Here is an 18,989-nt window from a genome sequence, read left to right on the forward strand (position 1 = left end):
ACCGCCTCCTCTGTGCAATGACGAACCCGACGTGCGCGAATTCAGGCTTATCGAAGGTGCCGATAAGCAGTTCGGTTTACTTGCTATCCGGCACAGGTAAAATGGCCGCCTTTCCACCTTCGAGTCAGAGCATTTCATGGCGTTGCCGACCCTGCGCATCATCGGATTCATCATCGGCATCTTCCTGATCACGCTGGCCGTCGCCATGGTCGTCCCCATGGCAACCCTGATCATCTACGACCGTCATGAAGACCTGCGCTCATTCATCTGGGCCAGCGCCATCACCTGTGTCGCAGGCCTGGCGTTGCTGGCCCCGGGTCGTCCGGCGCAGGTTCATCTGCGTCCGCGGGACATGTACATGCTCACCGTGTCGAGCTGGATCATCGTCTGCATCTTCGCCGCCATGCCGTTCCTGCTGACCCAGCACATCAGTTATACCGACTCGTTCTTCGAAAGCATGTCAGGCATTACCGCTACCGGCTCTACCGTGCTGAGCAATCTGGACAGCGCGTCGCCGGGCATCCTGATCTGGCGCTCGATGCTGCACTGGCTCGGCGGCATCGGTTTCATCGGCATGGCGGTCGCGATTCTGCCGCTGCTGCGCATCGGTGGCATGCGGCTCTTCCAGACCGAATCCTCGGACCGTTCGGAAAAGGTCATGCCCCGCTCGCACATGGTGGCCAAGTTCATCGTGCTGGCCTATGTCGGCTTCACCGCCCTGGGCAGCCTGGCATTCTGGCTGGCTGGCATGAGCGCGTTCGACGCCATCAACCACGCGATGTCGGCGATCTCCACCGGCGGTTTCTCCACCTCCGACCTGTCGCTGGCAAAGTGGAAACAACCGGCCGTGCACTGGGTCGCCATCGTGGTGATGATCCTCGGCAGCCTGCCCTTTACCCTGTACGTGGCGACCATGCGCGGCCATCGCACCGCGCTGTTCAGGGACGAACAGGTTCAGGGGCTGATCGGCCTGTTGCTGGTGACCTGGCTGGTGATGACCATCTGGTACGCCAACACCACCGACCTGCCTTGGGACGAAGCCTTGTTGCATGTGGCCCTCAATGTGACCTCGGTCGTCACCACGACCGGCTTCGCGCTGGGCGACTACAGCCTGTGGGGCAATTTCTCGCTGATGCTGTTTTTCTATCTGGGCTTCATTGGTGGCTGCTCCGGCTCGACGGCGGGCGGCGTCAAGATCTTCCGCTTCCAGGTTGCCTACATCCTGCTCAAGGCCAACCTCAACCAGCTGATTCATCCACGGGCGGTGATCAAGCAACGCTACAACGGCCATCGGCTGGACGACGAGATCGTGCGCTCGATCCTGACCTTCTCGTTCTTTTTCACGATCACGATCTGCATCATCGCCTTGCTGCTGTCGCTGCTCGGTCTGGACTGGATGACCGCGCTGACCGGCGCCGCCAGCACCGTGTCTGGTGTAGGACCGGGACTGGGCGAGGTCATCGGGCCGGCGGGCAATTTCTCGACTCTGCCCGATGCCGCGAAATGGATTCTGTCAGCCGGCATGCTGCTGGGCCGTCTGGAGATCATCACGATTCTGGTACTGTGCATGCCTGCGTTCTGGCGGCATTGATCGGCTAGACTCGGAAAATGCCTACACGAGGATCTGATCATGGATCACGTTCAGCGCTTCACCAGTTTCGCTCAGTTCTACCCGTTCTATCTGGCCGAACACGCCGACAGCACCAGCCGCCGTCTGCATTTCGTCGGCACGACGCTGGTGATCATCCTGCTGGCATTCGGCATCGGCAGCGGCCGCTGGTGGCTGCTGTGGCTGGTGCCGCTGGCCGGATACGGATTTGCCTGGGTCGGGCATTATTTCTTCGAAAAGAACCGGCCGGCGACCTTCAAGCATCCTTTCTACAGTCTGCTGGGCGATTTCGTGATGTATCGGGATATGTTGCTGGGGAAGATTGCGTTTTAACCCCTTATCTATCGCCAGCAAGCTGGCTCCTACAGGATACGATGTGGGAGCCAGCTTGCTGGCGATGAACGATAACGCGAGGGATCTGACGCGCCGCGTCGCAGCAAATCGCGACCAAGGTCGCTCCTACAGGCGATTACCTTCATTCGCACACAGGCTCGGGCATGGCCGGGGCAGCAACTTCGGTTTTCAAATGCGCATCCGCCAGCCGGTACAGCTCGATGGTGCCATCCAGATGTTCAATCAGGGCTGTGCAGGATTCAACCCAGTCGCCGCAGTTCATGTATTCCACACCGCCAACCTGACGGATTTCGGCATGGTGAATATGCCCGCAGACCACGCCGTCCAGCCCCCGGTTGACGCATTCATGGGCGATGGCCTGTTCGAAGTCGCTGATGAAATTCACCGCGGTCTTGACCTTGTGCTTGAGGTAGGCCGACAGCGACCAGTATCCGTGCCCGTATTTCGCCCGCCAATGGTTGAGCCAGCGGTTTAGCGTCAGGGTGAATTCGTAGGCTGAATCCCCGAGAAACGCCAGCCAGCGATGATAGCGGGTGATGACGTCGAACTGATCGCCGTGGATGACCAGCAACCGGCGACCATCGGCGGTCACGTGCTCGGCTTCGTCCACCAGCTGGATATTGCCCAGGATCAGTTTCGAATAGCGACGCAGGAATTCGTCGTGATTGCCGGTCACGTAAATGACCTCGGTGCCGCGCTTGCTCATGGTCAGCAGGCGGCGAATGACGTTGGTATGCGCCTGCGGCCAGTACATGCCGCCGCGCAGCTTCCAGCCGTCGATGATGTCGCCCACAAGATAGATACGATCGGCCTGATACGCTTTGAGAAACGCTGACAGATGCTCGGCCTGGCAATCCCGGGTGCCCAGGTGCACGTCGGAAATCCACAGGGTCCGCACGCGTTGCTTACGGCTGGGTTTGGCAAGCTGAGCGCTGCTCATGGGCACGACCTCCGGCAGGGTTTCGCAGAGCGTGCGCCACGCGGGTTAATCCACTGTGACAAGCGCATGGCTATGTGATGACAGCTGTCGCCGTATAGACTCAGGCACCGGTTTCACAGGATGACAAGGATCAGGATGACCCCAGGTTTCGCACTCGCCGCGCTCCATGCCGGCGCCCTGCTGTTCGGATTGTCCGGCGTGTTCGGCAAGCTGGCCGCTGCCTCCCCTTCGATGATCGTCTTTGGGCGCGCGGCGTTTGCCGTACTGGCGCTGGGACTCTTCATTCGTCTCGCCGGACAGGCACAGTGGCAAGCGTTGCGCGGTCGGCACTGGGTGCGCCTGGCGGCAAGCGGCGCTTTACTGGCCGGACACTGGGTCGCGTTCTTCATCGCGATCAAGATCGCCGGCGTTGCCGTCGCCACGCTGGGATTCGCGAGTTTTCCGGCGTTTACCGTGATCCTTGAGGGCCTGTGGTTTCGCGAGCGGATTCGCCGCCATGAAGTGCTGCTGGTCGCTGCGGTCAGCATCGGACTGATTCTCGTGACTCCGGATTTCGACCTCGGCAGTGACGCCACCGGCGGGCTGTTGTGGGGCGTGCTGTCCGGACTGACATTTGCACTGCTGTCGCTGATCAACCGGGCGAGCGCGGCCGAGGTGCCGGCGGTTCAGGCGGCGCTGTGCCAGAACCTGGTGGTCGCGGTGTGCCTGCTGCCCTGGGCATTACCGGAAACCCCGGGCATGGCCGCTATCGACTGGCTATGGGTCGCCCTGCTCGGGGTGCTATGTACGGGGATCGCCCACAGCCTGTTCGTCGCCAGCCTCGCGGTGATCAAAGCGCGCACCGCGGCCGTGGTGTTCGCCATGGAACCGGTCTACGGGATCGCGTTCGCCTGGCTGGTGTTCGCTGAAACCCCGACGCTGCGCATGCTGGCGGGCGGTGCGCTGATCGTGCTGGCGATCGTCGCGTCAGGGCTCAGGAAGTCGACACCACCTTCTCAGTGAGTCATCGGCTTATCGTTGTGACCCAGGTCCCGCAGCGGATCGATACGGTCGCGCACTCGCTGCTTGAGGACCTTGGCTTCAGGAAAGCCGCCATCGGCCTTGCGTTCCCAGATCTGCACGCCATCGCAGGTGATGCGAAACACGCCGCCGGTGCCCGGCTCCAGCGAGACCTTGCCCAGATCGTCGGAGAACGTATTGAGCAGTTCCTGAGCCAGCCAGGCAGCGCGCAACAGCCACTGGCACTGGGTGCAATAGGTGATGATGACTTCGGCTTTTGCGACGGACATGAGCGCCACCTTCTGACAGGGAAGCGGCCATGATACGCGCCGCTTCGCGCTACAGCACATTCCTACAATCCAGAAAGGCGCACTGGCGCGCATAGTCGGCATTTGGGTGCTGGTCAGGTCTATGCGTATTACCCGGTTGTCGTCGATCGTTTTCGTGCCGCTGCTCGGCCTGTCCCAGGGCGCCAGCGCCGGACTTTGGGACGGCTCGACCGCCAGCGTGCTGTCGCGCAACTTCTTTCTGCATAACGACTACCGCCACGATGATGTGCGCGACAAGAGCTACCAGCAGGAATGGGCGCAGGGTTTCATCGGTCGCTACAGCTCAGGATTCACGCCCGGTATTGTCGGGGTCGGCGTGGACGCCCATGGATTTCTGGGGGTACGGCTGGACAGCGGGCGCGGCACCTCCGGCACCGGCCTGCTGCCCGTCGACAGCGACGGACGCGCGGAGCCTGAATATTCGAGCGCAGGCCTGGCGCTCAAGCTGCGCGCCGGCGACACCTTGCTCAAGATCGGCGAAATGGAAGTCGAAACCCCGGTTTTCGACACGGCCGACAAACGCCTGCAACCCGAATATGCCACCGGCGCGTTGTTGCAAAGCACCGCCATACCGGGCATGACCTGGGTCGCGGGTCGCTTCAATGCCTTCAAGAACCAGGCGCAAAGCTCATCCCATGGCGATTTCGAAGGCTACGGCGCCAACACCCGGGGTCGCAGCATCAGCCTGGCCGGCGTGCGGACCCCGGCGGGCGCGCCCTGGGGCGGCGCGCTCTATGCCTCGAAACTGGATGACACTTGGCGGCAGTACTACGGCAACCTCAACCACACGCAAGCGCTGGGCGCCGACACCTCGCTGTTCCTGGACGCCAATCTGTACCGCACGCTGGACACCGGCAGCGCCAGCGCCGGGGATATAGCCACCACCGCATCGAGCCTGCTGGGTCGGCTGCGGTCCGGCGGCCAGGCTTTCAGCCTCGGTTACCAGAAGATTCATGGCGACACGCCGTTCGATTTCGTCGGCGGCGATTCGATCTATCTGGCCAACTCGATCAAATACACCGATTTCAACGGTGCCAACGAGCAGTCTTGGCAATTGCGCTACGACCTGGACCTGAAGCAGGTTTTGCCCGGCCTGAGCCTGATGGCGCGCTACGTACGCGGCAGCCAGATCGACGGCAGCAAGACGCCCGCCGGCGGCGCGTGGAATCTGTTCGATGATTCCGTTCAGGGTTACCGGCCGAGCCAGGGCAAGGGCGGCAAGCATTGGGAGCGTGATGTGGCTTTGGCCTGGACCGTACCGTCCGGGCCGGCCAGGGATCTGACAGTCAACCTGTCCCACGTCAGCCACCGCGGCAACGCGGCCCAGGGCAACAATGATCTCGACCGGGTGTATCTGGTCGTCGAATACCCTTTCGATCTGATGCGTGCCCGGCCATGAAGCACCGGGCGCTGGCCTCCTCAGCTTGCCCGGCGGTCGTCCAGGTCGACGTTGGGGTCGAGCCGTTCGCGCAGGAACTCGATGAACGCCTGCACCGGTCGCGATGCCTGGCGGTGCTGCGGGTAAACCGCCGACAAGGTGAGCGGCTCGGGCCGCAGTTCGTCCAGCACTCTGACCAGACTGCCATCGCGCAACGCCGCGCCGACGATGAAGGTTGGCAGATAGGTAATGCCCAGCCCGGCCAGCGCCGCGTCGCGCAGCAACTCGCCGTTGTTGACCCGCATCCGGCCGCTGACGCCCAGGATCACCGGCTTTCCGCTGCCTTGGAACCGCCACTGCACCTGGCGACTGTGGCCATAGGGCAGGCAGTCATGGCTGTGCAGGTCTTCGGGCCTGGTCGGCGTGCCCCGTTCGGCGAGATAAGCGGGGCTGGCGCAGTACACCCGGTCGATGTGGGCGATGCGCCGGGCAATCAGGCTGGAGTCTTCCAGCACGCCGATACGCAGCACCAGATCGTACCCTTCGCTGAGCAGGTCCACCGGCCGGTCGCTGAGGTCGACTTCCACCGTGACATCCCGATAGCGCTGCAGGAACAACGGCAGCAGGCAGCCCAGATGGGCCACGGCAAACGACAAGGGCGCGCTCAGGCGAATGGTGCCGCGCGGCTCGGCGTTCTGCCCGGTGATGCCCTGCTCCACCTGCTCGACTTCACCGAGCAGGCGCAGCGCGGATTCGTAATAGCTTTGCCCCAGCGGAGTGACGTCGAGCCGACGGGTCGAGCGGTTCAGCAACCGCACGCCAAGGCGGTCTTCAAGCTGCATCAGGCGTCGGCTGACGAACTGCTTGGACAGTCCGAGCTTGTCCGATGCCGCCGTGAAACTGCCGGATTCCATGACCTGGCAAAAGATGCGCATATCTTCGAAGGGGTTCATTGTCTCGCCCTGGTTGACAGTTAAACGCTTTATACCGGCTTTTTCGCTTTACGACACCCTATTAATCTGTGTTCCACGGAGCAGCTGAAGCCTGAAAGCCAGACTGCCCACTCTCTAGAAAATCAACCGATCAAAAAGGATTTGCCCATGAACACTCTGCAGAAAGCCCTGACCGTCAGCTTGCTGGCCCTTTCCGTCAACAGCGCCTTCGCCGCCGGCAGCCCCGGTGTTGAGCACAACACTCAGGCATTCCTCGAAGCCCTGGCCGCCGGTGGCGGCAAGCCGCTGGAGCAGCTGAGCCCCAAGGACGCTCGTGCAGTACTGACCGGCGCTCAGGCTTCGGTGAAAGTCGACCTGTCGGGTATCGAAGTCAGCGATCGGTCGATCGACGTCGACGGCCAGAAAGTGGCGCTCAAGATCGTGCGTCCGGCCAATGTCAAAGGCGACCTGCCAGTGTTCATGTTCTTCCACGGCGGCGGCTGGGTGCTGGGTGACTTCCCGACTCACCAGCGCCTGATCCGCGACCTGGTGGTCGGCTCCGGTGCGGTGGCGGTCTACGTCGATTACACCCCGTCGCCGGAAGCGCAGTATCCGACCGCTATCAACCAGGCCTACGCCGCCACTCGCTGGGTTGCCGAGCACGGCAAGCAGATCGGTGTCGACGGCAAGCGTCTGGCGGTCGCCGGCAACAGCGTCGGCGGCAACATGGCAGCGGTCGTTGCGCTGATGGCCAAGGAACAGAAAGCCCCGGCGCTGCGCTTCCAGCTGCTGCTGTGGCCGGTGACCGACGCCAACTTCGATAACGGCTCCTACCAGCAGTTTGCCGAAGGCCACTTTCTGACCCGCAACATGATGAAGTGGTTCTGGGACAACTACACCGCTGATGCCGCCAAGCGCGCCGAGATCCATGCTTCGCCGCTGCGCGCTTCGGCCGAGCAATTGCGTGGCCTGCCGCCAGCGCTGGTGCAGACCGCCGAGTTCGACGTGCTGCGTGACGAAGGCGAAGGTTATGCCCGCAAGCTCGACGCAGCCGGCGTGCCGGTAACCCAGGTCCGCTACAACGGGATGATTCACGACTACGGCCTGCTCAACCCGCTCAGCCAGGTGCCGGAAGTCCGCGCCGCCATGCGTCAGGCGGCCGTAGAACTCAAGGCTCACCTCAACTGAGGCCTACCCTGCCCACCAAGAACCTGCCTCGGCAGGTTCTTTCATTTTCATGCCGCGCCGGAGTTTCCAATGACTTTTCTGTTGAGCCATCCCCTGCTGTGGAGCGTCGTGCTGTTGCTGACCGACGTACTGACCTGGCACTTGGCCCCGGTCCAGCATCGGGTCCTCAAGGTCGCGATGCGTCTGGCGCTGTTCCTGGCCTTCAGCTCGCTGTTGATCAACTCCGGCATCAGCCCGTTGCTGGCGCCGTCCTGGCCGGACGACAGCGTCATGCAACTGACCGCGACGGCGCTGGCGATTCTCTGGTGGATCTATGCGGCGCGGGTGCTGACCGTGCTGATCGGTCTGGCGCTGATGCGTCGTATCGGCCACAGCGGGCGGCTGCTGCAGGACGTGATCGGCGCGCTGGTGTTTCTGATCGGCGTGGTCGCGGCAGCCGGTTATGTGCTGGAGCTGCCGGTCAAGGGACTGCTCGCGACCTCCGGCGCCGTCGCGATCATCGTCGGTCTGGCGCTGCAAAGCACCTTGAGCGACGTGTTTTCGGGAATCGTGCTCAACACCACCAAGCCTTATCAAGTGGACGACTGGGTATCCATCGACGGTGTGGAAGGCAAGGTGGTGGACGTCGATTGGCGGGCCACGCACCTGCTCACCGGCGCCGGGACCACGGCCGTGGTGCCGAATTCGGTGGCGGCCAAGGCCAAGATCGTCAACCTCAGCCGGCCGTTGAACATGCACGGAGTCTCGATCAGCATCCATGTGCCCAACCACATACGTCCGCGGCGCGTGCTCGATGCGCTGAACCGGACCCTGCAAGGTAGCAGCAGCCTGTTGCTGGACCCGGCGCCCAAAGCCGTACTCAAGGAAGCCGGGGAAACCACCTCGGAGTATGTCGCCAGCGGTTTTATCGCCGAGCTTGGCAAGAAGGGTGAGGTCCGCAATCAACTGTTCGACCTGGCTCACCGTCACCTGGAGGCCGCGGGTATCGTTCGCCAGCAGGAAGGCAGCGGCGAGCCCACTTCGCGGGCGCGTGCCCTGCTCGACGAGGTCAAGATATTCCGCTCGCTCAACAATGAGGAGCGCGATCGGCTGGCGCAGAACATGACGGCACAGCAATACACGGCCGGCCAGGTGGTACTGGATCTGAACGAGGTTGCGGACAGTCTGTTCGTGATCGCGACCGGCGTGGTGAGCGCCGCGGTTCCCGATGGCGAACGGCGCGTGGAAGCGGGCCGCATGGGCCCCAGCGAGGTCATGGGCGAACAGAGCATCATCGGCGACATTCCGTCCGAAGCCTGCTTCACCGCCCTGACGTCCAGCATCATTTATCGCATCGACAAATCCGTGGCCCGCGACTGCATGTTGCAGTGCAACCACGTTGATCGTGCATTGCACAAGCTCCAGGCCGTGCGCCAGAAGTCCAGCCACGCCGTCCTGCTGGCCCGCCCCGCGCAGGTCAAGAAAGGTGGGTTCCTGAGCTGGCTGCAGAATCGTTGAGTACGATATTGTCCACCTCTACGAGACAGTGATTCGTTTTCCAGCCACTTATTGCGACATTGGATAAACAGTAACCTGTGTCCATCGAGTCGACGCCTGAATGAGCAGCGTCGACAACCTGGAGAACGAATCATGCTGACTCTTCGCAAAGCTTCCGAACGTGGCGCCGCCGATCACGGCTGGCTGAAATCTTTCCACACTTTTTCCTTTGCCGGTTATCGCGACCCGCGCGAGCAGGGCTTTTCCGACCTGCTGGTGATCAACGACGACCGCGTGACGGCAGGCAATGGTTTCGGCCAGCATCCGCATCGCGACATGGAGATCTTTTCCTACGTGCTGGAAGGCGCGCTGGAGCATAAAGACACTCTGGGCACCGGCTCGGTGATTCGTCCCGGCGACGTTCAGCTGATGAGCGCCGGTCGGGGCGTGGCGCACAGCGAGTTCAACCATTCCAGCGTCGAGCCCGTGCACTTCCTGCAGATCTGGATCGTACCGAACGTGAGTGGCGCGACGCCGCGCTACCAGCAGGAGCATTTCAGCACTGAGCAGAAACGCGGTCGTCTACAACTGATCATCTCCCCGGACGGCGGGGACGGCTCACTGCACGTACGTCAGGACGCCAGGGTTTACGCCGGGCTGTTCGACGGCGCCGAAACCGCCACTCTGGAACTGGCCGCCGACCGTTACGCTTACGTGCATGTCGCGCGTGGCAGCGTCACGCTCAACGGCGAACGCCTGGGCGAAGGCGACGGCATGCGGGTTCGTGACGAACAGGTGCTGCGCCTGAGCGAAGGTTCCGACGCCGAGGTGCTGGTCTTCGACCTGCGGCCTCATGAGTTGCCGCAGATGCCGTGACCTGCCACACCTGTAGGAGCCAGCTTGCTGGCGATAGGCCCGGCATTATCGCCAGCAAGCTGGCTCCTACAGAACGCGTGCGACGGGGTGGGCCGCACCCCTCGCCCCGATGTAGTGGCATTTTGATACTAGCTGTTCGATATTTCAGCGCAAGCGCTTACAATCGGGTCTTTTATTGCAGTCAAAGGCCAGACGTTCATGGCGCTCGATCCTCTTACGATGTTGACCATCACGATCGCCCTGGCGGCCGCCGCGGCGTTGTATCTGGCGGTTGAGTGGCGCAGTGTGCGTGAATCTTCTCTGCTGTACTGGGCTGCCGGGTTCGCCACTATCAGCGTGGGATCGACGCTGGCGTTGTTGCGTGGAAGCGGTCTGCTGGTGATCGGCATCTGGTTCGCCAACGGCCTGCTGATCGTCGCGCACTGGCTGTTTCTGAAAGGGGTCGCGCGATTTACCGAAAACCGGCTGTCACCGGTCTGGTATCTGATCATCGTGGCCTGGCTATCTCTGTTGCTGTTGCCCAATGACCAGTCCTGGTCGAAAGTCATGCTCTTGGCCAACTCGTGGCTGGTGTCGCTGGTTACCCTCCGGGCCAGTTTTCTGTTGCGCCCGCATGGCAGCTCGCTGAGCGTGGGCGCGGTGCAGTTGCGGTATGTGCTGCTGGGCCACGGGGCGTTCTATTTCGTCAAGGGGCTGACGGTGATCATTCCCGGCACCTTGCTGGATCTGGCGGCCTTTCGCGGCGCGATCATTCAGCTGTCTCTGGTCGAGGGCGTAATGGCGATCATGCTTATCGCGCTGTCGATGACCGGCACCGAGCGGCATCGTCGCGAGAAACGCATCGAGCGGCTGGCGGCGCGGGATCCCTTGACCGCGCTGTATAACCGCCGCGCGCTGGAAGTGCGCGCGCCACGGATACTCGACGAGGTTTCCACCGCGCGGCCGGGCGGTCTGCTGCTGATCGACGTCGACAATTTCAAGCTGGTCAACGACATGTATGGACACAGCGCTGGCGATCGCCTGCTGGTCACGCTGAGCGAGATGATTCGTTCGTCGCTGCCCACCGGTGCGCTGGCGGCGCGTCTGGGTGGCGACGAGTTCGTCATTCTGTTCGGCAACGCGTCGAGCGAATTGATCGTGGCGCTGGGCACTACGCTGCGCGCGCAGTTCCAGCAGACGGCGTGCGCTTTGTTCGCCACGCCGGAGCCGGTGACGTTGAGCATTGGCGCCAGCCTGTTCGATCAGCCGCCCGCCAGCCTGACAGCGCTGATCGAACAGGGCGACGCCGCGCTCTACGAGTCCAAGCGCAGCGGGCGGGACAGTCTTCGACTGGTGGACCAGACCCGCACAAGTCCTCAATCACTGGCGCCGGTCTAGTTGCCGCCAATCTCGATGATCGCGCCCTCCGCGCGCAGCTGGCCAAGAAACTCTCCCGAGTCCGACAGCAGCTCCGGCATGTAGAGGCCGGGGCTGGCCGGCGCACCGGTTGTCAGGCCCAGCGCGGCGGACAGCGACAGCACGGCGCTCAGCGCAGTGAGCGAGGCCTGCCCCTGCGGAAACTCCAGGGTCGACCGCGCCTGCTCGGCCCGGCCTTCGCGACTGCCCTGTACCTCCACGACGATTTCGGCAGCCGCCGGCCCGCCCCTGCGCCGACTGGAGGATTCAGCGGTGACCAGATCCAGGCGCACGTCGGCCGCGCTTGTCGCCGCGTGCAGGCTGATGATGTCGAGCGGCGAATAGATCTGCGCTGACATCGTGCGGCCATCGATCGCCTGAAACTGGCCTTCAGCCTGCTCTGCGGTGATCCAGGTCCGGCGCCCATCCTTGAACACCAGCGTGGCGGGCGCCGTGGTCCGCTCCATGTCTTCGTAGGCGAGCGGGCCGGCCTGGTCCTCACTGTCGAGCAGAACACCGATGTGGATCGAATCCACGCTCTGGAAACCCTTGGTCGTTTCAAGCGCCAGGAACATCGCGGCGCCCGCAGCCCAGTGGCTGGACAGCACCACCGGCGCGGCCGATGGACGATGCGCAAAATGTGCGAGCTCCGGACCGAGTTCGATCAGGCCATTGCCGATGTTCACATAGGGGATGCCCAGGTCCTGGGCGTAGCCGAGACCGTGCAGCGCATCGTCTGGGCCCATCATGACCACCGCGCCGGCGACGATGCCCTCTTCAAGTCCCATTCGCGGTCGGTCGAGATCCAGCGCAATCGCTTTCGCCGCGCCGACCTGCTGCGCAAACTCGCTGGCGGCCTGAACGTTGCGCGCGCCGATCAGTACACCGATTTCAGGGTGACGCTGGCGAAACCATCTCACAGCCGCTTTTCCAACGACGCCTGACCCGCCTACGAACAATATGGGTGAAGTTGACATGATGCAGTCCTCGATCCGATGACTCAGGATATGAACCTGCGACGCAGCCTGTATCCGAAACAGCGCGATCGCCTCGTTCAGATTTAACCTACTTTTGGTAGGTGTACTGAAAAGGTATACCCTACCTTTAGTAGGTTGGCAAAAAGGAACCGATGAAATGAATGCTGATGGTGATGAAGCAAGCGTGGATCAGGCCGGTTCGCGCCGACTGTCGAAGACACAGAGACGCCAGCAACTGCTGGAAAAAGCGCGGATGATTGCTCGTGATGAAGGCGCGGATCGATTGACCCTGGGGCATCTGTCCGTGTGTGCGGGCGTTTCCAAACCCGTGGTGTACGACCATTTCCCCTCTCGTTCATCGCTGCTGATCGAACTGTATCGATGGATGGATCTGGAGCAGGTCAAAGCGTTTCAGGACGCCATGGCGGCTGGCGGACATGGCCCGGAGGACACTTTCGAGATGCTTGCCAACGCCTACATTCATTGCGCTGCGGACATGAAGGGCGAGGTGTACGCGATAGGCGCGGCGCTGGCCGGCAGCGAGGAGAAAACGGCGGTGTTGCGTGAGTTGCTCGATAACTGCGTGCAGATGTTCGTGGCGGTGCTGCAACCGCACAGCGCGCTGCCCCTCGATGAACTTCAGCTTCGCTGCATTAGCCTGGTCGGCGCGGGTGAAGCGCTGGCCGCCGCGGTGGTGCGGGGCAGCACCACCGAAGCGCAGGCGTGCGAAGCGTTCAAGCCGTTGATCCGCGCCTCTTGTATTTGCCAGTGAGCATCGCGGCTAAAGCGGAACGCCGCCCGGCCGCTCCTACAGGTTGCGCGCGGCCTGCACGATTGGTGTAGGAGCCAGCTTGCTGGCGATCCACGACGACACGGTGTGCCTGATATTCCGCGAGTTTGCTGCTACCGCTTTGCGGTAGATCGCCAGCAAGCTGGCTCCTACAGGCACCTGCGCAGCCCGTAGGAGCAGCGGTACCTGGTCACAGCATATCGTTGCGGATCCAGTCGATGACCGAGGTCCGCTTGGGCGCCCAGCCCAGCAGCTCGCGGGCGTTCTTGCCGCGCACCCGGCTGTTGGAGCCCAGACCGTAATTGGCCATTTCATAACCCCATTCGGCTTCGGCGTCCTTGAGCGGCCAGGCCTGCGCCTTGCCCAGCCCCATCGCCTCGGCCATGGCATTGCTCATGTCCACAAAGGACGCTTCGCCGCTTTCCACGAAATAGAACGTACCCGCTGGAGTCTTTTCCAGCGCCAGCGCGTACAGATCGACCACGTCTTCAATGAACACATTGGACCAGACGTTCTCGCCCGGCCCGACATGGCGAACCACCCCGCTCTTGCGCGCCTGCTTCAACAGCCTCGGCAATTGAACGCTGTCGCGATTGACGCCCAGGCTTTTGCCGTAGATAAGCGTGTTGCAGAGCACCGCCGAACGGACACCCTCTTTCGCCGACGCGATGACCAGATCGTCGATGGCGACTCGCGCGGCCTTGTCGGGCGTCGCTTCGGGCAACTGACCTTCGTAATAGATCTGACCGCCGCCCTGGCCGCCGGAAGCGTCGCCGACGATGCTCGACCCGCTGGTGTGCAGAAAAGGCTTGCTCGACCCTTTCAGGCCTTCGATCAGGGCCAGTACTGCCCCTCGATGGTCACTGCTGGCGGCGTTGATCACCCCGTCGGCCGCACGGGCCTGGCGGGTGAGCAGTTCGCTGTCTTCCAGGGTGCCGATGACCGGTGTGATGCCCAGAGCCTTGAGTTCCTCAGCCTGTTCGGCACTGCGTACCAGGCCAGTGACCTCGTGGCCGCGCCGCGCCAGACCAGTGGCGATAGAACCTCCGATGAAACCTGCTGCGCCGGTGATGAAAATGTTCAAGGGCTGACTCCCGTTGCGAAATGTTAGAGCCAGTATCCGCCCGGTCTTTGCTGCGAAAAAGACAGGCAGGGCCAAATGACTTTTGCCTGAGGGTCACGAATTCGCTCGACCATGCTTCAAACGCAATGCCCCGGCACATGGCCGGGGCATGGGTTTACCTTGAAGCACGGATCACTGGTTGCGGGTGACTCGCCACACGGTGTTGGCAAGGTCGTCAGCAATGATCAACGCACCGCGCGGGTCGACGGTCACGCCAACCGGACGGCCACGGGTCTTGCCGTCGTCGCCCCGGAAACCGGTTGCGAAGTCGATCGGCTCGCCGGCAGGCTGGCCATTGTTGAACGGCACGAAGATCACCTTGTAGCCCACCGGGTTGTCGCGGTTCCAGCTGCCGTGCTCGCCAACGAATACGCCGTTGGCGAATTTGTCGCCCATGGCCGGAATCGAGAAGCTCACGCCCAGCGCAGCGACGTGGGAACCCAGACTGTAATCGGGTTTGATCGCGGCGGCGACCTTGTCCGGATTCTGCGGCTGGGCGCGCGGGTCGACGTTCTGACCCCAGTAGCTGTATGGCCAGCCGTAGAAGCCACCTTCCTGAACCGACGTCAGGTAGTCGGGCACCAGATCCGGACCCAGCTCGTCACGCTCGTTGACCACCGCCCACAACTTGCCCGATTCGGGCTGGATCGCCAGCGCGGTAGGGTTGCGAATGCCGGTGGCATACGGCTTGTGAGCACCGGTCGCGGCATCGATCTGCCAGACTTCGGCGCGGTTGACTTCGGCTTCCATGCCGCGCTCGGTGACGTTGCTGTTGGAGCCGATGCCCACGTACAGGAAGCGGCCGTCAGGACTGATGGTCAGCGACTTGGTCCAGTGGTGATTGATCTCCGCCGGCAGGTCGGTGAGTTTGGTCGGCGCGCCGCTGGCCTTAGTCTGGCCATCCTGGTAGTCGAAACTGACCAGCGCGTCCTGGTTGGCAACGTACAGCTTGCCGTTGAAGAACGCCAGCCCATAAGGGGCGTTGAGATTTTCGGCGAACACCGTCTTCATCTCGTAGTTGCCGTCGCCGTCGGCGTCACGCAGCAGGGTCAGGCGGTTGCCGCCCTTGACCTGGGTGTTGCCCTTGGCCTTGATCACACTGGCGATGACATCCTTGGGCTTGAGCTTGGCAGCGCTGCCGCCCCGCCCTTCGGCCACGATGATATCGCCGTTGGGCAGCACCAGGGTCTGGCGAGGAATTCGCAGATCGGTCGCGATCGGGGTGATGGCGAAACCTTCGGGGACCGTCGGTTTCTGGTCGCCCCATTGCACCGGTTCAGCGATCTTCATGCTCGGCAGCAAGCCGCGCTGGGGCTCGGGCATCTTGGGGTCCGGGCCGAGGGCCTGGGTGGAATTGCTTTCGCCGCCACACGCGCTCAGCAGCACGGCCATGCTCAGGACGGACAATGCGCACTTGTGCTTCATTCCGCACCTCCAGAACGCAGGTTAGTGAAACCGATCCAGGCCGCGACAACGCTGAGCGCGGTCACGATGACGGACAGGATCAGCCCCGCGGGCATGACCGCCCAGGCATCCTTGGCATGTTCGAAGGCGTTGATCAGCCCCAGTACCCAAGTCACCAGCAGGAGCAGGAAATACAGCACCGGGCGCCCCGCCTTGTGATCCGCGCGGATGAGATTGACCAGCGCGAACAGCAGCGCCAGACCGCAGAACACCTCGGCCCCGGCGATGAGCCAGGAAGCGAAGTTGCTCCACTGAATCTGATAGGTCTTGTAGTAGGCAATGTCACTCAGCAGACCGCCGAGAAACAGAGCGACGGCTCCGCCAAGCAAGATCGCGTGAAGCGGACTTGGCGTGATGCGATAGAGAGGGTGGGCGGTGACGGTCACGGCGGCTCCTTGTTGTTCAGCGACTACATCGTTCCAGTGGCTTTAAATCGGGCGCGGTGCCTGGGCACCGGTCCGGCGGGACGCGCTGACAGCGCACAGCAAAGGATCGTGGTGGCGGCGTGTTAGTTCACCTTTATCGCTCGCAGGTATCTGGAAAGATGACGGCGCCGAGGACAGTGGCGTCCGTGGAGGGCACGGTTGACGCGGGAGGGAGTTATCGCCAGCAAGCTGGCCCCTACAGGACGGGGAATCCATACAATTTGTTTCAAAATCAGGGAACTAGCGAAGCGCATACCGCCCTAAACCCTCAGTTCTGTGTACTGGCACGACGCTAGTTCCGTAGCAAGGGTCTGGATTTCATGTCTTCTAGCATTACGGCCGCAACGGCCGGCTCACCTCATAAACAGCGCCCATCGGCGCGTCGTCTCATCTTCATTTCCGTCCTCGTCGCGACCATGGGCGCGCTGGCCTTTGGTTACGACACCGGGATCATCGCCGGCGCGCTGCCGTTCATGACCTTGCCCGTCGACCAGGGCGGGCTGGGTCTCAACGCCTTCACCGAAGGTCTGGTCACGGCATCGTTGATCGTAGGCGCGGCGTTCGGCTCGCTTGCCAGCGGCTATATCTCGGACAAATTCGGCCGTCGCGTCACGCTGCGGCTGCTGTCGATCCTGTTTATCGTCGGCGCGCTCGGCACCGCCGTCGCACCGGGTATCGACTTCATGATCGCCGCCCGCTTTCTGCTCGGCGTTGCGGTAGGCGGCGGGTCGGCAACGGTGCCGGTGTTCATCGCGGAAATCGCCGGACCGTCGCGCCGCGCGCGTCTGGTCAGTCGCAACGAACTGATGATCGTCAGCGGCCAGCTGCTGGCTTACGTGCTGAGCGCGGTCATGGCTGCCCTGCTGCATACGCCTGGCATCTGGCGCTACATGCTGGCGATTGCCATGGTGCCGGGTGTCCTGCTGCTGATCGGCACCTTCTTCGTTCCTCCTTCTCCGCGCTGGCTGGCGTCCAAGCGCCGCTTCGACGAAGCCGAGGAGGTGCTCGAACAGTTGCGCGACACCAAGGCTGACGCCGAAAAGGAAATCGCCGCGATGAAGGCGCAGGACGAGCAGGCGCGTCATCGCCCTGCCGCCCGGGACCTGCTGCGCCAGCCCTGGGTGATCAAGCTGCTGCTGATCGGCATCGGTCTGGGCTTTACCGCGCAGTTCACCGGCGTCAACGCGTTCATGTACTACACGCCGATCATCCTCAAGACAACCGGCATGGGCACCAATGCCGCCCTGACCGCGACCATCGGCAACGGTGTGGTTTCGGTCATTGCGACCTTGATCGGGATCTGGGCCATCGGCCGTTATGGCCGTCGTCATCTGCTGATGACCGGACTGGTCATGGTGATCCTGATGCAGACCGCGTTGGGCTGCGTGCTGCAATTCATGCCTCACGACCTGACCCAGAGCTATACGGCGCTTGCCTGTATTCTGGTGTTCCTGCTGTTCATGCAGGCCTGCGTGTCGCCGGTGTACTGGCTGCTGATGTCCGAGCTGTTCCCGATGCAGGTCCGCGGTCTGCTGACCGGCGTGGCGGTTTCAATGCAGTGGCTGTTCAATGCGACCGTGGCGTTCAGCTTCCCGATTGCAGCGGACACGCTGGGCAACCCGACCTTTTTCGTGTTCGCCGTGATCAACGTCGGTTCACTGCTGTTCGTGTTCTTCTGCCTGCCGGAAACCCGCGGCAAGTCGCTGGAGCAGATCGAAAAGCACCTCAAGAAAGAGTTGTGATCCCGAGCGGGCTGGCGTTTGCGCCGAGCCGGTGTCAGGGTATGCACACCGGCTTCGCCCCCGAGGATCTACGCAGTTGATCATTCGCCCCCAGCGTCTCTCCGTCACGACCCTGCTGTTTTCGCTCAAGGGGTCGATCATCCCCGCCATCTGGCGCAAGGTGCTGTTCACCGTTCTGGTCAGTTCGGCGGTGGTGGCGATGCACGGCACCCTGTTTCACTTCAAAGTGATCATGACCGCCACACCCTTCACCCTCTGGGGACTGACGCTGGCGATCTTTCTCGGCTTTCGCAACACCGTGGCGTACCAGCGCTTCTGGGAAGCGCGCACCTTGTGGGGCGAACTGCTGATTGTCAGCCGCAACCTGACCCGACAGAGCCTCGGTCTGCTGCCCGGCCTGGGCGCAGAACAGCGGCGACGCCTGATCGACGGCCTTCCCGCCTTCGCTCTGGCGCTCAAGGCCCAGCTGCGCGACGAACCCGCAGACGAACGGGCGCGGCAGTGGCTGGGTCCGACCGCGCAGCCCACGCACAATCTGCCTAGTGGGGTGCTCGGCATGCTGGGACGTCGTTTCGGTGAAGCCATCGAAAGCGCCGGCGGCGGCACCGCCGCCCACCTGAACATCGATCGGCAATTGTCGCGGCTATCCTACGTGCTGGGAGGCTGCGAACGAATCAAGAACACGCCCATTCCCTACCCTTACATCCTGATGCTGCACCGCGTGGTGCACGTCTATTGCTTCCTGCTGCCCTTCTGCCTGGTCGACGCCATCGGCTGGTTCACCCCGTTCGCGGTGTGCGTGCTGGCCTACACCTTCTTCGGGCTGGACGCCCTGGGCGACCAGATCGCCGATCCGTTCGACACCCTGCCTAACGATCTGCCGCTGGAAGCGATGTGCCGGAATATCGAGATCGCCGTGCTGGAACTGCTCGATGAACCGGCACCCGCCCCGCTTGAACCGCGGGACGGGGTTTTGCTTTAAGCCTCAAGCG

General features: G+C 62.6%; 18 protein-coding genes. 11 read left to right on the plus strand and 7 right to left on the minus strand.

The window, feature by feature from the left end:
• Positions 1-136 precede the first annotated feature (136 nt).
• Both TRP66_RS14565 and TRP66_RS14570 read left to right on the plus strand, forming a co-directional pair.
• Positions 137-1,591: a TrkH family potassium uptake protein gene (locus TRP66_RS14565; protein ID WP_333403895.1), complete on the plus strand. Its 1,455-nt coding sequence runs from the start codon at positions 137-139 to the stop codon at positions 1,589-1,591.
• Positions 1,592-1,630: 39 nt separating this feature from the next.
• Positions 1,631-1,942, plus strand: a complete 312-nt coding sequence (locus TRP66_RS14570; RefSeq protein WP_333403897.1) for a DUF962 domain-containing protein — start codon at positions 1,631-1,633, stop codon at positions 1,940-1,942.
• Positions 1,943-2,084: 142 nt separating this feature from the next.
• Here the strand turns inward: TRP66_RS14570 and TRP66_RS14575 are convergent, their stop codons facing one another.
• On the minus strand, positions 2,085-2,903 hold the full coding sequence (locus TRP66_RS14575) for a UDP-2,3-diacylglucosamine diphosphatase (RefSeq protein ID WP_333403899.1): 819 nt from the start codon (positions 2,901-2,903) through the stop codon (positions 2,085-2,087).
• Positions 2,904-3,038: 135 nt separating this feature from the next.
• Here TRP66_RS14575 and TRP66_RS14580 point away from each other — a divergent pair, with 135 nt between their 5' ends.
• Complete coding sequence (locus tag TRP66_RS14580) at positions 3,039-3,905, plus strand: DMT family transporter (RefSeq protein WP_333403902.1); 867 nt, start codon at positions 3,039-3,041, stop codon at positions 3,903-3,905.
• Here TRP66_RS14580 and TRP66_RS14585 read toward each other — a convergent pair.
• A complete protein-coding gene (locus TRP66_RS14585; protein WP_333403904.1) occupies positions 3,899-4,192 on the minus strand; it encodes a SelT/SelW/SelH family protein in 294 nt (97 codons plus the stop codon). The genes TRP66_RS14580 and TRP66_RS14585 overlap by 7 nt on opposite strands.
• A gap of 121 nt (positions 4,193-4,313) precedes the next feature.
• On the opposite strand from TRP66_RS14585, the gene TRP66_RS14590 reads away from it, so the two are divergent.
• Positions 4,314-5,630 carry an OprD family porin gene (locus tag TRP66_RS14590; protein WP_333403906.1) on the plus strand — a complete coding sequence of 439 codons (1,317 nt, stop codon included), beginning with the start codon at positions 4,314-4,316 and terminating at the stop codon, positions 5,628-5,630.
• A gap of 20 nt (positions 5,631-5,650) precedes the next feature.
• Here the strand turns inward: TRP66_RS14590 and TRP66_RS14595 are convergent, their stop codons facing one another.
• Positions 5,651-6,562 (minus strand): LysR family transcriptional regulator, encoded by a 912-nt coding sequence (locus tag TRP66_RS14595; protein ID WP_333403909.1) that lies wholly within the window; start codon positions 6,560-6,562, stop codon positions 5,651-5,653.
• A 147-nt stretch (positions 6,563-6,709) separates the two neighbouring features.
• Between TRP66_RS14595 and TRP66_RS14600 the strand changes: the two genes are divergently transcribed.
• The 4 genes from TRP66_RS14600 (at position 6,710) to TRP66_RS14615 (ending at position 11,458) form a co-directional block, all read left to right on the plus strand.
• The gene (locus TRP66_RS14600; RefSeq protein WP_333403911.1) at positions 6,710-7,729 is read left to right on the plus strand and encodes an alpha/beta hydrolase; all 1,020 of its coding nucleotides are present in this window, start codon (positions 6,710-6,712) and stop codon (positions 7,727-7,729) included.
• A gap of 69 nt (positions 7,730-7,798) precedes the next feature.
• Positions 7,799-9,226 carry a mechanosensitive ion channel family protein gene (locus tag TRP66_RS14605; RefSeq protein WP_333403913.1) on the plus strand — a complete coding sequence of 476 codons (1,428 nt, stop codon included), beginning with the start codon at positions 7,799-7,801 and terminating at the stop codon, positions 9,224-9,226.
• Between the two features lie 132 nt (positions 9,227-9,358).
• Positions 9,359-10,081 carry a pirin family protein gene (locus TRP66_RS14610; RefSeq protein ID WP_333403915.1) on the plus strand — a complete coding sequence of 241 codons (723 nt, stop codon included), beginning with the start codon at positions 9,359-9,361 and terminating at the stop codon, positions 10,079-10,081.
• 198 nt (positions 10,082-10,279) lie between these two features.
• The gene (locus TRP66_RS14615; RefSeq protein ID WP_333403917.1) at positions 10,280-11,458 is read left to right on the plus strand and encodes a GGDEF domain-containing protein; all 1,179 of its coding nucleotides are present in this window, start codon (positions 10,280-10,282) and stop codon (positions 11,456-11,458) included.
• Here the strand turns inward: TRP66_RS14615 and TRP66_RS14620 are convergent.
• Complete coding sequence (locus TRP66_RS14620) at positions 11,455-12,396, minus strand: hypothetical protein (RefSeq protein ID WP_333403919.1); 942 nt, start codon at positions 12,394-12,396, stop codon at positions 11,455-11,457. The genes TRP66_RS14615 and TRP66_RS14620 overlap by 4 nt on opposite strands.
• A 214-nt stretch (positions 12,397-12,610) precedes the next feature.
• Between TRP66_RS14620 and TRP66_RS14625 the strand changes: the two genes are divergently transcribed.
• Positions 12,611-13,225, plus strand: a complete 615-nt coding sequence (locus TRP66_RS14625; RefSeq protein ID WP_333403921.1) for a TetR/AcrR family transcriptional regulator — start codon at positions 12,611-12,613, stop codon at positions 13,223-13,225.
• 208 nt (positions 13,226-13,433) lie between these two features.
• Here TRP66_RS14625 and TRP66_RS14630 read toward each other — a convergent pair whose 3' ends face one another.
• The 3 genes from TRP66_RS14630 to TRP66_RS14640 form a co-directional block, all read right to left on the minus strand.
• Positions 13,434-14,327: an NAD-dependent epimerase/dehydratase family protein gene (locus TRP66_RS14630; protein WP_333403923.1), complete on the minus strand. Its 894-nt coding sequence runs from the start codon at positions 14,325-14,327 to the stop codon at positions 13,434-13,436.
• 171 nt (positions 14,328-14,498) lie between these two features.
• The gene (locus TRP66_RS14635; RefSeq protein ID WP_333403925.1) at positions 14,499-15,791 is read right to left on the minus strand and encodes a PQQ-dependent sugar dehydrogenase; all 1,293 of its coding nucleotides are present in this window, start codon (positions 15,789-15,791) and stop codon (positions 14,499-14,501) included.
• A complete protein-coding gene (locus TRP66_RS14640; RefSeq protein WP_333403927.1) occupies positions 15,788-16,216 on the minus strand; it encodes a DUF2231 domain-containing protein in 429 nt (142 codons plus the stop codon). The genes TRP66_RS14635 and TRP66_RS14640 overlap by 4 nt, the downstream gene beginning before the upstream one ends.
• Before the next feature lie 359 nt (positions 16,217-16,575).
• Here TRP66_RS14640 and TRP66_RS14645 point away from each other — a divergent pair, with 359 nt between their 5' ends.
• Together TRP66_RS14645 and TRP66_RS14650 are read left to right on the plus strand one after the other, a co-directional pair.
• On the plus strand, positions 16,576-17,997 hold the full coding sequence (locus TRP66_RS14645) for a sugar porter family MFS transporter (RefSeq protein ID WP_333403929.1): 1,422 nt from the start codon (positions 16,576-16,578) through the stop codon (positions 17,995-17,997).
• A gap of 76 nt (positions 17,998-18,073) precedes the next feature.
• A complete protein-coding gene (locus TRP66_RS14650) occupies positions 18,074-18,979 on the plus strand; it encodes a bestrophin family protein (RefSeq protein WP_333403930.1) in 906 nt (301 codons plus the stop codon).
• Positions 18,980-18,989 lie beyond the last annotated feature (10 nt).

This window comes from Pseudomonas sp. JDS28PS106, assembly GCF_036706555.1.
Taxonomy (GTDB): domain Bacteria; phylum Pseudomonadota; class Gammaproteobacteria; order Pseudomonadales; family Pseudomonadaceae; genus Aquipseudomonas.

Coding starts and splice junctions, on each gene's coding strand:
- TRP66_RS14565 (WP_333403895.1), top strand. CDS start 137: ATGGCGTTGCCGACCCTGCGCATCATCGGATTCATCATCGGCATCTTC.
- TRP66_RS14570 (WP_333403897.1), top strand. CDS start 1,631: ATGGATCACGTTCAGCGCTTCACCAGTTTCGCTCAGTTCTACCCGTTC.
- TRP66_RS14575 (WP_333403899.1), bottom strand. CDS start 2,903: ATGAGCAGCGCTCAGCTTGCCAAACCCAGCCGTAAGCAACGCGTGCGG.
- TRP66_RS14580 (WP_333403902.1), top strand. CDS start 3,039: ATGACCCCAGGTTTCGCACTCGCCGCGCTCCATGCCGGCGCCCTGCTG.
- TRP66_RS14585 (WP_333403904.1), bottom strand. CDS start 4,192: ATGTCCGTCGCAAAAGCCGAAGTCATCATCACCTATTGCACCCAGTGC.
- TRP66_RS14590 (WP_333403906.1), top strand. CDS start 4,314: ATGCGTATTACCCGGTTGTCGTCGATCGTTTTCGTGCCGCTGCTCGGC.
- TRP66_RS14595 (WP_333403909.1), bottom strand. CDS start 6,562: ATGAACCCCTTCGAAGATATGCGCATCTTTTGCCAGGTCATGGAATCC.
- TRP66_RS14600 (WP_333403911.1), top strand. CDS start 6,710: ATGAACACTCTGCAGAAAGCCCTGACCGTCAGCTTGCTGGCCCTTTCC.
- TRP66_RS14605 (WP_333403913.1), top strand. CDS start 7,799: ATGACTTTTCTGTTGAGCCATCCCCTGCTGTGGAGCGTCGTGCTGTTG.
- TRP66_RS14610 (WP_333403915.1), top strand. CDS start 9,359: ATGCTGACTCTTCGCAAAGCTTCCGAACGTGGCGCCGCCGATCACGGC.
- TRP66_RS14615 (WP_333403917.1), top strand. CDS start 10,280: ATGGCGCTCGATCCTCTTACGATGTTGACCATCACGATCGCCCTGGCG.
- TRP66_RS14625 (WP_333403921.1), top strand. CDS start 12,611: ATGAATGCTGATGGTGATGAAGCAAGCGTGGATCAGGCCGGTTCGCGC.
- TRP66_RS14635 (WP_333403925.1), bottom strand. CDS start 15,791: ATGAAGCACAAGTGCGCATTGTCCGTCCTGAGCATGGCCGTGCTGCTG.
- TRP66_RS14645 (WP_333403929.1), top strand. CDS start 16,576: ATGTCTTCTAGCATTACGGCCGCAACGGCCGGCTCACCTCATAAACAG.